At 33.4% G+C, this 13,840-nt stretch carries 7 protein-coding genes; all 7 read right to left on the bottom strand.

Annotation, left to right across the window (positions count from 1 at the left end; translation table 11 throughout):
- Nucleotides 1-3: 3 nt before the first annotated feature.
- Complete coding sequence (locus A4F88_RS12950) at nucleotides 4-3,036, bottom strand: SusC/RagA family TonB-linked outer membrane protein (RefSeq protein WP_068843037.1); 3,033 nt, start codon at nucleotides 3,034-3,036, stop codon at nucleotides 4-6.
- A gap of 244 nt (nucleotides 3,037-3,280) precedes the next feature.
- Nucleotides 3,281-6,025: a helix-turn-helix and ligand-binding sensor domain-containing protein gene (locus A4F88_RS12955; RefSeq protein ID WP_068843038.1), complete on the bottom strand. Its 2,745-nt coding sequence runs from the start codon at nucleotides 6,023-6,025 to the stop codon at nucleotides 3,281-3,283.
- A gap of 98 nt (nucleotides 6,026-6,123) precedes the next feature.
- The gene (locus A4F88_RS12960) at nucleotides 6,124-7,314 is read right to left on the bottom strand and encodes an acetate/propionate family kinase (RefSeq protein ID WP_068843039.1); all 1,191 of its coding nucleotides are present in this window, start codon (nucleotides 7,312-7,314) and stop codon (nucleotides 6,124-6,126) included.
- Between the two features lie 235 nt (nucleotides 7,315-7,549).
- Complete coding sequence (pta, locus tag A4F88_RS12965; RefSeq protein WP_068843040.1) at nucleotides 7,550-9,643, bottom strand: phosphate acetyltransferase; 2,094 nt, start codon at nucleotides 9,641-9,643, stop codon at nucleotides 7,550-7,552.
- Between the two features lie 62 nt (nucleotides 9,644-9,705).
- Nucleotides 9,706-10,776, bottom strand: coding sequence for a magnesium/cobalt transporter CorA (gene corA / locus A4F88_RS12970; RefSeq protein ID WP_068843041.1), 1,071 nt, complete (start codon nucleotides 10,774-10,776; stop codon nucleotides 9,706-9,708).
- Between the two features lie 151 nt (nucleotides 10,777-10,927).
- The gene (locus tag A4F88_RS12975; protein ID WP_068843042.1) at nucleotides 10,928-11,473 is read right to left on the bottom strand and encodes a DUF6252 domain-containing protein; all 546 of its coding nucleotides are present in this window, start codon (nucleotides 11,471-11,473) and stop codon (nucleotides 10,928-10,930) included.
- Between the two features lie 226 nt (nucleotides 11,474-11,699).
- Nucleotides 11,700-13,583: a molecular chaperone DnaK gene (gene dnaK / locus A4F88_RS12980; protein ID WP_068843043.1), complete on the bottom strand. Its 1,884-nt coding sequence runs from the start codon at nucleotides 13,581-13,583 to the stop codon at nucleotides 11,700-11,702.
- Between the last annotated feature and the right edge of the window lie 257 nt (nucleotides 13,584-13,840).

Raw genomic sequence — 13,840 nt, forward strand, 5'->3', positions numbered from 1 at the left:
ATATTAAAATTTTAAATTAGCACCAACAACGAAAGATCTTAAAGTAGGATAAGCATCAAGCTCAATTCCTTGATTTCCGTAAGGATTACCATCACCATTTAACTCAGGAGAAAATCCAGAGAATTTTTGCGTAATAAATGGATTAATTGCATTTACATATAATCTGCAATAGTTAACAAAACTTGTGTCATTTAAAGGAAGTTTATATCCTAAAGTGATGTTATTAATTCTAAAGAAATCACCTGACTCTAAATAATATGTAGAGGCAACTGGTACTTCATTAAATGGTTTTGGATTTGATGCATTAGGATTCGCTGCAGTCCAGTAGTTGTTTGTTAAAGAAGCTTCTACATTTTCACCTGTAAAACGTTGTGCTTTTTTTCCATTGTATACTTTTGCTCCACCTGTACCGTATCCGTCAACAGAAAAATCGATGTTTTTGTAAGTTAATCCCAGTGTCACACCATAGTTATTTTTTGGTAAAATTGAACCTACATATTTTTTATCTTTAGTAGCATCTAAAGCTGTTTGAACTACTTTATCACCAGCTGCGTTGTAGTACAACATTTTACCATTTGCAGGATCTATTCCGGCATATTCGTATACATAAAAACTACCTAATGGCTGACCTACAGAAGTTTTGTTAAGCATTTTAGTATCCTGACCATTTCCTAAATTTCCTCCAATTACTGGCGAAATATCAAAATCTTTTAAAGAAGAAAGTTTGTTGATATTTTGAGAAAAGTTTCCTCCAACCCAGTAACTTAAGTTATCTGAAATTTTATCATCCCAACGTAAAGAAAGTTCATAACCTTTGTTTGATACTTTACCAACATGTGCAGGAGTTGCAATTGTTAATCCTGAAGACATATAAGGTTTTGTATTTAAAATTACGTTGCTTGTATTTTTATCATAATAATCTGCTGATCCTTTTAATCTGCTGTTGAATAATTCGAAATCAAGACCTACAGAAGCTTCTTCTGTAATTTCCCAAGATAAACTTGGATCAATTTGAGAGTTAATTGTAGTTCCAGGGTACAAGATTGAACCTCCTAAATAAGCATCTAATCCTGAAGCATAAGCCTGGCTGTTTAAAGGAACATTTTGGTTACCTAATTTACCCCAGCTTCCTCTTAATTTGATTAAATCAAGACCTTTGATATTTGATAAGAAGTTTTCTTTTGTCATAATCCATCCTAAACCAAAAGATGGAAAAGTTCCCCAACGGTAATCTTTTGCAAAGTTTGAAGATCCGTCACGTCTGATTGTTCCGGTAACTAAATATCGGTCCATTAATTTATATTGGAAACGACCAAAGTAAGATGCTAATCTGCTTTCGTTGTACGTTACATCATATAAACTAGTGATATCACCTACATATTCTACTCCATGTGCATCTTTTGCATTGTATAAAGACCAGTAGTTAGAATTTGGGCTAACATTTTTTCTTGCGATTGTTAATGTTTCTCTTGGTCCTTTTACAGAAGCCTCCATACCTGCAGTTAATTCAAGATCATGAATACCACCAAAAACTTTATTATAAGTAAAATAGTTCGATAAGTTCCAGTTAAAATACTGCTCTCTACCTCTTGTTAATAAATTTACAGGATCACTTTTATGGCTAGCTACATAATCAGCAGCTGTTGTGTTTGGATTTGCTGCCATCCAGATACCTTGTTTATCCTCATAATTGTATTGTTTCCAGGAATAGTATTCACCATTAAATTGAGAAGTGAATTTTAATCCTTTGATAATTTCGTAATCTAATTTTAAACCACCTTGTAACGTTACACTTCTTTGTTGCTCGTTATAAAAGTCTAATTGCGCTACAGGATTACCAACATTATTAAATGAAGATCCAACTTGATTAGCTACACCACTTGCATTAACACGAGATACACCATATTGTCCGTCAGAAAAACGTACCGGAACTAAAGGTGATTGTTTATATGCATTTGTAAAAGCTCCTAAAGGCTTTGGAGCAGAATTTGCTGAAGTAAAACTTAAATTTTGGCTTAAAGTTACTTTTTTAGAAATTTTAAACTCGTTGTTGTTTCTAAAAGTAGTACGACCATAGTTTAATCCGTTTAAGATTGCCTGCTCTTCATAGTTACCTGCACTAAAAAAGTATTTGATATTTTCTGAAGCACCAGAAATCGAAATGTTGTTCTGAGTATAAGAACCAGTTCTTGTAATTGCATCAAGCCAATTTGTATTAACTGGTTGATTTGCAGCAAATGTATTAGTACCTAAAGCTGCATTAGAATATGCTGCATATTGGTTTGCATCTGCCATTTTAACCTTTTTAAGAGGGTTTCTGAAACCAGCAAAACTTTCAATTTCTACTGATACTTTATCACCTTTACCTTTTTTAGTTGTAATAATGATAACCCCGTTTGCCGCTCTTGTACCATAAATTGCTAAAGATGAAGCATCTTTAAGAATTTCATACGAAGTAATATCATTTGTATTGATATTATTGATATTCTCCGTTGGCATTCCATCAACAATGTATAAAGGAGATCTTCCTCCTAATGCAGTACCTAAACCTCTAATTACTACAGAAGGTGTGCTCCCTGGTAAATCAGATGAAATAACCTGAACACCAGCTGCTTTACCCTGAATAGCCTGAGATGCGTTTAATACTTTTGTTTTGGTAACATCTTCAGCTTTTAAAGAAGTAATTGCTGAAGTATTGTCTACTTTTTTTCTTGTTCCGTATCCAATTACTACTACATCCTTTAATACAGTATCACCTGCTTCTTTTAATGTAATGGTCATTGGAGCGGATGTTGCTGCTAATGATACACTATCAAAACCCAGCATTGTAATTTTTAAAGTCTCTCCTACTTTGGCATTGATTGTAAAATTCCCGTCGAAATCAGCATCAGCGGTAGCTCTGGAATTTGAAGCAGAAATTATCGCTCCAGGTATTCCCATTCCACTACTGTCTACTACTTTTCCTTTAATTGCTTGACCAGACATGTAAGCTGGAAGTAGCAAAAGCGCTAAAAAGCTAAAAATAAAATTTTTCATACAGTTTGTAATCGTTTAAGTTAGTAGAGCCAAATTAAGCAATTACAACGTTGTAGTACATCAAATACCACTACTACATAGCTACATCATTATGTTAAAATTAGAATGTATCATACTCATTATCAAGAAACTAAATGTTAATTTTATTTTGTTAACATAACGTTATGATGTAGTAATGATGTATTGGAATTATGTAATAAAAGAACTGGAAAAATATAAGATCTTTAAAAAACAAATACAAATCTTACACACTTAATAAAAATTTTGAGAGGTTTTCGTCCTGAGTAAGGTTTAATTTCTTTCTTAGACGATATCTGTGCAATTCTACGCCTCTAAAAGAGATATTCATCATAGGTGCAATTTCCTTCGAAGAAAGGTTCATTTTTAGATAAACACACAATTTTATATCTTTTGGAGTAAGGTTTGGGAATTTTTTAGAAAGGTTTATGATAAATTCATTGTGAATCTGATTTAGATTGGTTTCAAAAATCTCCCATTCGTGTTTATTCACTTCATTAATCTTAATTGCTTTTTTAATTTCACTTTTAAGTTTATTAAAATCTTTTTCAGAATCTAAAATGTTTTGAATATTATCGATCATTTCGCTTTGTTTGGCAATCGACAACGATTTGCCAGCCACTTCTGATGATTTGGTCTGTAATTCTAATTCCAGAATATGTTTTTCGTATTCCTGAAGATTTAATTCATTTTCTGCTTTTAACTCCATCTCCAAAATTTCGCGCTGGTGTTTTAATTCTTCTGCCTGCAATTTGAGTTTTTGCATGTAACGAAGTTTGTTCCATTTATAATAAAAGAAAAGTACTGCTCCTATTATTAATAAATAAAGTAAAATCATCCAGAAAGAAAAATACCAGGGTTGTGCTACTTTAAAATCAAAACCCGAAACCTTTTCGTAATTTGCACCGTCATGTTTAAAAATGACAACAGAATGTGAACCACTACTCAGGTTGTTTAAAACTATAGCTCCATTTGAAATTGGAATGTAGTTTTTGCTTTTATTAATCTGATAGAATAAATTTGGTTTGCTCGCACCATAAATACCTGAAATAACATTTATTCGCAGCTCTGTATTGTGTTTTATTTTTTCATCGTTTGGCAATAGTTCACCATTATTATACGCTTCTACCCTAACACCTTTGTTTTGCTTATTCTGATATTCTAATTGAAGCGAAATAAAACCATCATCCAGGTTCATTAAATAATGATTCTGACTTCTGAAAATTCTTAAGTTTTCATTAATTAGTTTTCCTTTATAATATTTCTCCTGAATAATGTTCCATACAAATTTATTACCATGGGCATATATATGATAAAGAATTCCTTCCTGAAGCACGATAAAATGATCCTGATCGATCGCTACAACATCTGAGATATTTTTAAAATTGCCATTAAAGAGTTCGTTTTCTTCTAATTTATTTGAAATAGAATTAAAGGTGTACCAGACATTATTAATCAGAAACAGTATTTCGTCTCTAAACTCAAAAATCTTAACTCCAAAATCATTTTTTATTTTACTCTGCTGAGTAATATTTTCTATTTTTTTGGTTTTGTAATTATCATCAAACTGAACCTTGTATAATCCACGGTAATTATCTGCTGCCCAAATTTCATTCTTTTTATTCTGGGCTACATATTTTATAGGTTTCGAAAGATCGTTGATTATTTTATTTTCGGTCAGCTTCGAAACATCATCATATACTAAAATCCCACTGTAAGTTGATTGAAAATAGGTATCGTTAATGATACTTTTTGACAGGTTCCAGCCACCGCTTACATTATTAATTTTGGACAATACACCATTTTCATAACAAAAAGTTCCATCGTTATGACCAATGATATATTTGTTTCCAATTTTTGTAATATTCCAGCCCTGACCCTGTGTATTAGGCAGCATTTTAAAATTTCCTGAATTAAACTCAAAAATTCCGTGATTCGAAGCAATTAAATATCCTTTATTTGTTGTCGCAACAGAATAAACAGAACCTAAAATTCCTGAGTTATCGTAAAAAAATGAAATAGGCGAATTGATTTCAACATGCGCAATTCCGTTATCCAGTCCAAGCCATAAATCTTCTTCTTTATCAAAACCAATACATAAAACCGAATTGTTCATGAGAACATTATTACGGTCGATATTTTTATACGTTTCCGTATTAAAATCATAGATGTAAACACCTTTGTTTCCCGTACCTACAACAAGCTTATTGTTTTTGATAAATTTGGCAACATTTATTCCGTTTGCTTTTAAGGTTTCATTTAAGGGGTTATTCCATGGGGTTAAACTTGCTTTTTCAGCAATAAAAATCCCTTTTTTTTGTGTAAAAATATAAGTCTTGCCTTTGTATTTTTCGATCGCATGCACCACAGTGTTTTTCAGAATGTCCCAGCCTTTAGGATTAGATATCCTTGAACCATTCATCCTAAAAAGTCCTTTATTTACAGAAGCTACGTAAAGATTGTTATCTACAACAAAGCAATAAGAAATTAAAAATGGAAACTTGATTTTTTTAATATGTTTTCCATCATAAATAAAAACATCATTAAAGGACTGAAAATACAATGAACCATTAAATCTGAATATTTTCCAGATTTCCTCATTATCTTTTTCATCAAACAGCCTTAGATTTTTGGTAATCGAAACATATTTCATTTTACCGTTTTCTCGATACCAATAGCCAAATTCTTTGTATGAACCAGAGTAAATACGATCTCCTTCGATTAAAATCGAACGAATAATGGTTTTATTAGGAAGTGAGTATTTTTCCCATACTACGCCATCATATCGCAATAAATAATGATTGTTAGCAAAATACATGGCTTTATCATTACCCTGAGCCACGTTCCAGATTTGATTATCGCCCTGATAATCTGATTTATTATAGTTTTCTACGAAAGGAAGTAATTCTTGTGCCTGGATCTGTAAAGCGATGAAAAAGAAGAAAACTGATTTTAAAAGTATCGATTTCAAGATATTTAGATTTATGTATCAAAGGTACTGACAAATATTTAATCTTAAAGCATAAAAAAACTCCTCGATGGAGGAGTTTTTTTATGCTTTATATGCATTTAAAGTTCACTATGCAACAAATGGTAAACCTGATTGGCAATTTCGTATTCTTCGTCTGTTGGTATAACTAAAACTTTTGTTCTTGAATCCGGCTTATTGATTTCTCTGATTTGTTTAGAGCGAATTTGGTTTTTATCATCGTCTACACCAATTCCGAAATATTCCATATCTGTGCAAACCAATTTTCGCATGTATGATGAATTTTCTCCTATTCCGGCTGTAAAAACAATAGCATCTAAACCGTTTAATGCTGCAGTATAAGCTCCGATCGTTTTTTTGATTCTGTAAGCGTTCATTAATAAAGCCAACTGGCAATCGGCATTTCCTTTTTCTGCTTCTGATTCAATATCACGTAAATCGCTATAGCCCGTAAGTCCAAGCATTCCGCTTTGTTTCAACAAAATCGCATTTACTTCATCAGGCGTATAGCCTAAATTTTTAATCATATAAAAAACAATAGACTGATCAATATCGCCAGAACGTGTACCCATTATTAACCCATTTGAAGGCGAAAAACCCATTGTGGTGTCTATACACTTTCCGTCTTTAATAGCTGCCATACTGCAACCGTTTCCTAAATGAATGGTTATAATTTTAGAATTATGCTCTAAAAAGTCAATTGCTTTTTCAGAAACATATTTGTGGCTTGTACCATGAAAACCATAAACACGCACTTTATTTTCGGTCAGAAGGTAGTTTGGAATGGCATATTTATATGCTATCTCAGGCATGGTCTGATGAAAAGCGGTATCAAAAACAGCAATTTGCTCAGCTGAACTAAAAATTTCCTCTGCCACATTAATTCCTTCTAAATTGGCGGGATTATGCAAAGGCGCCAATTCAAAAAGTTGTTTGATTTTTGCTTTTACTTTTTCGTCAATTTTTACTGTATTACTAAAATCACTACCGCCATGTACTACACGATGTCCAACTGCTGCAATTTCTGAAGTTGATTTTATAACGCCTTTTTCTGCATCTAAAAGCAGATTGGCTACTTTTTGCAATCCAACTTTATGAGTTGGGATAGGCAGCGTTTCTTCAATTGTATTCGATGCTGTCTTAAATGATACATTCGAAGTTTCCAGTCCAATTCTGTCGATCATACCTGAACAAATCACTTCGTTTGTTGGCATGACCATTAATTGATATTTTATTGATGAACTTCCTGAGTTTATTATTAATATTTTCATTTCTTTTTAAGTTGCTAAGGTTCTGAGATGCTAAGATTCTAAGGCTCGTAGTTTTATTTTTAATTGAATATTGCTGGGATTAGCACGCTGAAGATGCGTATTTTCTTCGTAAAGACATGGATTAAAACGGATCTTTTTTTTCCAAAATAAAATCCGTGTAAATCTGCGTTTTCGCATAGCGAATCAGTCTCATCCGCGTTCTATTTTTAATTTTTAATTCTAAAATTTTAATTGACTAAAGTCCCTGTGCCTGAATTGCTGTAATGACAACTGTATTGATAATATCATCTACAGTACAACCACGGCTTAAATCGTTTACAGGTTTGTTTAACCCCTGCAACATTGGTCCAATAGCCAAAGCACCGGTTTCTCTTTGTACTGCTTTGTATGTATTGTTTCCGGTATTTAAATCAGGAAAAATAAGTACACTCGCCTGCCCTGCTACTTCAGAATCCGGCATTTTGCTTTTTCCAACGGCACGATCTACCGCAGCATCGTACTGAATTGGTCCTTCGATTTTTAAATCCGGACGTTTTTGTTTTACAATTTCTGTGGCTGTACGTACTTTTTCAACCTCATCTCCTTTTCCGGATGATCCTGAAGAATACGAAAGCATTGCTATTTTAGGTTCAATTCCGAAAGCTGAACTGGAATCAGCTGATGAAATCGCGATTTCTGCCAATTGTTCTGCTGTTGGGTTTGGATTAATCGCACAGTCTCCAAATACCGAAACACGATCTTCTAAACACATAAAGAATACGGATGAAACTACAGATGAATTTGGTTTTGTTTTAATGAATTGTAATGCAGGTAAAATAGTATGTTGTGTGGTATGGGCTGCACCAGAAACCATTCCGTCAGCGTGGCCTTTGTACACCATCATTGTACCGAAATACGAAACGTCTTCCATTAAATCTCTTGCCATGGTTATGCTCACATTTTTTGCCTTTCGAAGCTCATAATAGGTATTTGCATAATCTTCGTAATCTTTTGATTCAATTGGATTGATAATATTTACTTTAGAAAAATCTAATGAAATTCCTAATTCAGCAACCTTGCTTTCAATTTGTTTTTTGTCTCCAATAATTGAAATATCAACAACATCCATTGACAGAAGCCTTGAAGCTGCAATAATGATCCTGTCATCATTTCCTTCCGGCAGAACAATATGTTTACGATGCTGTCTGGCTCTTTTAACCATGTTGTACTGAAACATTTTTGGCGTCATACCTTCGGCTACAAAAGTGATCAGACGTTCTGATAAATCATCTATTTGCACATATTTTTCAAAAGTACTGATCGATGTTTCTATTTTATGGGTATTGTTGGCATAAATCTCAGATTTTATCGCACCAATTCTGTTGGTAATATGATAGGTTCCACCATCAACAGCAATTATGGGAACAATAGCAGAAAGTCCTTCGATAAGCTTTAAAATACTCTCCTCAGGCACAATATTACCTGTTAGGATAATTCCTGATATTGTGGGATAATTAGCCGATTCATTGGCTTGTAAAGCGCCTAAAATAATATCCGAACGATCACCCGGAGTAATCACCAGTGCATTATCATGCAAATGAACCAAATAGTTATGCAATTGCATTGCTCCAACGCTAAAATGCCCGATTTCATTGTTCAGATAATTTTCTCCAAACAAAACCTTGGCATCGAGTTCATTTACGATTTCCTGCATGGTTGGATTGTTTAAACTCGAAATCAGCGGAATTGTATTGATCAATACGCTTTCAGGTAAACTTTTCTGAAGACTTTTAGTCACCAGTTCTATATTTTCGGGCTGTACTTTATTGGCAAAAACAGATAAAACTTCAACCTCTTTTACCTTAAATGAATCATAAACCAAATACAGGCTGTCAACTAATTCTTCTAATGTTTTTCCTACTCCGGAACCAATAATAATGGTTGGAATTCCTAGGTTTTTTGCAATCAAAACATTCAAATCTAATTCGATCGAAGTTCCCTCGCCTGTAAAGCTCGTACCTTCGACCAAAACAAAATCAAAACGTTCTTCGAGTTTTTTATATTTCTCAATAATTAAGTCTAAAACTTCGCCTATTTTTCCTTTATTTTTCTTTTTGATCAATTTGCTTTTTGTGATCGCAAAGGCATCTTCAAATTTAATATCAAGATTAAAATAAGAGAGAACTGTCTCGATATGATTATCTAATTCTCCGTCAACAAAATCCTCCACTATAGGTCTAAAATATCCTACTCTTGCCGTTTTTCCAATCAGAATGCTCATCAAACCGAGTGTAATAATCGATTTTCCGCTATTTTGATCGCTGGTGGCAATATATATCGCTTTACTCATAATTTATATTTTGAAACTAAACAAATGTCGTGTAAATAGTATTTTTTATAGATAAAGAAACGTTAAAACCAACGTCTTTTTTTGAAATAGATAATTAAAGCTATCACCAGAAAAATCATCGCAATCATAACACTGTGATAGCCATATTTATATTTAAGTTCAGGCATATTCTCAAAGTTCATTCCGTACACTCCCACAATAAAAGTAAGCGGAATAAATATGGCGGAGATAATGGTAAGTGTCTTCATAATCTCATTCATTTTTCGGCTTTGTTCCGAGAAATAAAAGTTAGAAGCACTTTCTAATGAACTCATATCTGATTCGATTTGCTCTAAAAGTTCTAAACTTTTTTGATGCAGACGAATGAAAAAATTAAAGGTATCTTTTTGAATTAGATTGCTTGTATCATCATCTTTAATGGTTTTTAAATAATACAAGGAATCTCTAAGCGGAACTATGGAGCGCTTTAGGAAATTAAAATTATCACGATGATTTTCAATTTTTTCCAGTATTACAGGATCGGCACCTTTTTTCGTTAAATTAATTAACTCTTCAAGTTTCTCCTCTTCATCTTCAATTGTAATATAAAAGTTTTCGATTATCGCATCTAATAACAGATAGAGTAAATAATCTACTTTTTTGGTTCTTACGATGCCGGCATGTGTACGAAGTCGCTCGCGAATATGAGTAAAGAAATCGCTTCGTTTTTCCTGAAACGAGAACAAGATTCCGTCTTTCAGAATAAAACTAATTTGTTCAACACTAATATTATCGGAATATTCAGAGGGCAACAGCGATTTTATATTAAAAAATAAAATATCCTTTTGCTCTTCAAGTTTAGTTCGTTTGGTAGTATTTAAAATATCGGCTAATAAAAAATCATCTAACTTAAAATGTTCACCAATTGTTTTAAGCAAACCAATATCGTTTAAGCCATGAACATTGAGCCAGTTATTCTTTGTGTAATCAAAACAAGAATTTAATGCTGCTACTGTAAACTTATCATATTCAACAACATCGTTATCATCATATACAAAAAGCTGCATCTCTGTTTCATGCTCTTTATGTGTTCCTGTATACTCTAAAGTAATATGTTGCAGCTTACGTCCTTTCTTGTATTTTATCTTTCTCATTCAAAAATATTTACAATAGTAATATTACGAAAAAGAATCCGAAAAGGAAATGACAATTGTCATTTTGTGACTCACATCAGTATAAAAAAAGCACAAAAAAAAGACGCACAATTATGTACGTCTTTTAAAACATTAAATGCTAATACAATAATTATGGTGTTGTAATAACTTTATATGACAAGTTGGTAAATACACCATTTTTTACCTCAACAATATTTGGAGTTACTACTTTAGTTTGTAATGTTCCAACTTTCTCTGAAGTAAAGCTAAAAGTTCCTGAAACCGTTTTTTTGTCAGCATCCATAGAAGTTATGGTTATTTTTCCGGTTTTAACGAAATGCTCAGTATATGTATTTCCATCAATTAAATAAGTATTTATGAACAATGCATCCATATCATCATTATCTTCATCAAAACTATAAGCTTTAAGTGGCATCACATCAGTTGTTGTAAGCGAGCTCACACACGCTAATGACAACATTTGGGAATTGTCCTGAATATTGATATCAAAACGCTGTTGGTTTTCGCTTTTTACTTTTATTAAAGTGACACTGTTCACTTTTGTTGCGTTCCATGCTGTACCATTTATAGTAGCCGAAGCGGAGTTATTACTATTGTTATCAATGCCGTCATCGCTGCTGCATCCTGCAAATAAAATGGTTAGAAAGACTAACCCAAGGTTTAAGATTTTTTTCATTGGTGGTATTTGTTTTACGTTAATTTTTATCAAAACTAAAATAAAACCAAATCATAACTTTGCGGAAAACCTCATTTTGGGCATTTTTCATACAAATCCTTTTAGACATCCACCTTTTAAGCTGATTTACAGTAAGTTATTTTAAAAATAAGCACAAAAAAACCGAGTCATTTCTGACTCGGTTTTCTATCTTAATACTTTGTACTAATTACTTAATACTAAAGAATTATTTTACCTCTTCGAATTCAACGTCTTCAACATTGTCTCCAGATTGCTCTTGTTGTGGAGCAGCTTGTTGACCTTGTTCACCACCTTGAGCGTACATTGCTTCTGTAGCTGTTTTCCAAGCTGCATTTACATTGTCTAATCCTTTTTGGATTGCATCAAGATCTTGAGATTGGTGAGCCATTCTCAATTCAGTTAAAGCATATTCGATAGCTGTTTTGTGCTCATCTGTCAATTTATCTCCCAATTCTTTCAATTGACTTTCAGTTTGGAAAATAGTACTGTCAGCTTCGTTCAATTTCTCAGCTCTTTCTTTTGCGATTCTGTCAGCATCAGCATTAGCTTCAGCATCTTTTTTCATTTTTTCGATTTCTTCAGCTGTTAAACCAGAAGAAGCTTCGATACGGATATCGTGAGATTTTCCAGTTCCTTTATCAGTTGCAGAAACTTTGATGATACCATTAGCATCGATATCGAAAGTTACTTCGATTTGAGGAACTCCTCTTGGTGCTGGTGGAATACCATCTAAGTGGAAACGACCGATAGTTTTGTTATCAGCAGCCATTGCTCTTTCTCCTTGTAATACGTGGATTTCAACAGATGGTTGAGAATCAGCAGCAGTAGAGAATACTTGAGATTTTTTAGTTGGGATAGTTGTGTTAGACTCGATTAATTTAGTCAATACACCACCCATAGTTTCGATACCTAAAGAAAGAGGTGTTACGTCAAGTAACAATACATCTTTTACATCTCCAGATAAAACTCCACCTTGAATAGCAGCTCCAATAGCAACAACCTCATCAGGGTTAACACCTTTAGATGCTTTTTTACCGAAGAATTTTTCAACTTCGTCAGCGATTCTTGGCATACGAGTAGAACCTCCAACAAGGATTACTTCGTCGATATCAGATGTAGATAAACCTGCATCTTTTAATGCTTTAGCAACTGGCTCCATAGAACGTTTTACTAAAGTATCAGATAATTGCTCAAATTTAGCTCTTGATAATTTTTTCACTAAGTGTTTTGGTCCAGAAGCAGTAGCAGTTACGTATGGTAAGTTGATTTCTGTTTCAGCAGAAGATGATAATTCAATCTTAGCTTTCTCAGCAGCTTCTTTCAAACGTTGTAATGACATTGGATCTAAACGCAAATCAATACCTTCTTCAGTTTTGAATTCGTCAGCTAACCAGTCAATAATAACCTGGTCAAAATCATCACCACCTAAGTGAGTATCACCATTTGTAGATAATACTTCGAATACACCGTCTCCTAATTCAAGAACAGAGATATCAAAAGTACCTCCACCTAAATCGTAAACAGCAATTTTTTGATCAGTTCCTTTTTTATCTAATCCGTAAGCAAGTGCAGCAGCAGTTGGCTCGTTGATGATACGCATAACTTTAAGACCAGCAATTTCACCAGCTTCTTTAGTAGCCTGACGTTGTGCATCGTTAAAGTAAGCAGGAACAGTAATAACTGCTTCAGTTACAGTTTGACCTAAATAGTCTTCAGCAGTTTTTTTCATTTTTTGAAGTGTCATTGCAGACAATTCCTGAGCAGTGTATAAACGACCGTCAATATCCACACGTGGAGTATTGTTGTCACCTTTTACAACACTGTAAGGAACTCTTTTTGCCTCATCCTGAGTTTCAGCAAAAGTGTGTCCCATAAAACGTTTAATAGAAGCAATCGTTTTTGTAGGATTCGTTACTGCTTGTCTTTTTGCAGGATCACCCACTTTAATTTCTCCACCTTCAACAAAAGCGATGATAGATGGTGTAGTTCTTTTTCCTTCTGCGTTAGGGATAACAACTGCTTCGTTACCTTCCATTACAGAAACACAAGAGTTCGTCGTACCTAAGTCAATTCCGATTATTTTACCCATTTTTTATATATTTAATTTTTGATTTAATTTTATAACTCAGGTGGCATAAGTCAATCTTTGTGCCAATATAAAAAACCAAAGTAAATTGTCAGTTTTCATATTGGCACACTAATAATCATCTGACAACATGACATTTTTAAGGACTGACATACGTGGCATATCAGTACTTTACATGTCATTCCTAAGGAGCTTCTTCCTGCTATACGCTATATCTTTTATGGCGAACCCCGCCATAAAAGGATACCGCTTCTATCAGG

The organism is Flavobacterium chilense (genome assembly GCF_001602525.1).
GTDB classification, from domain to species: Bacteria; Bacteroidota; Bacteroidia; order Flavobacteriales; family Flavobacteriaceae; genus Flavobacterium; species Flavobacterium chilense.

Coding starts and splice junctions, on each gene's coding strand:
- dnaK (WP_068843043.1), bottom strand. CDS start 13,583: ATGGGTAAAATAATCGGAATTGACTTAGGTACGACGAACTCTTGTGTT.
- A4F88_RS12975 (WP_068843042.1), bottom strand. CDS start 11,473: ATGAAAAAAATCTTAAACCTTGGGTTAGTCTTTCTAACCATTTTATTT.
- A4F88_RS12960 (WP_068843039.1), bottom strand. CDS start 7,314: ATGAAAATATTAATAATAAACTCAGGAAGTTCATCAATAAAATATCAA.
- pta (WP_068843040.1), bottom strand. CDS start 9,643: ATGAGTAAAGCGATATATATTGCCACCAGCGATCAAAATAGCGGAAAA.
- A4F88_RS12950 (WP_068843037.1), bottom strand. CDS start 3,036: ATGAAAAATTTTATTTTTAGCTTTTTAGCGCTTTTGCTACTTCCAGCT.
- corA (WP_068843041.1), bottom strand. CDS start 10,776: ATGAGAAAGATAAAATACAAGAAAGGACGTAAGCTGCAACATATTACT.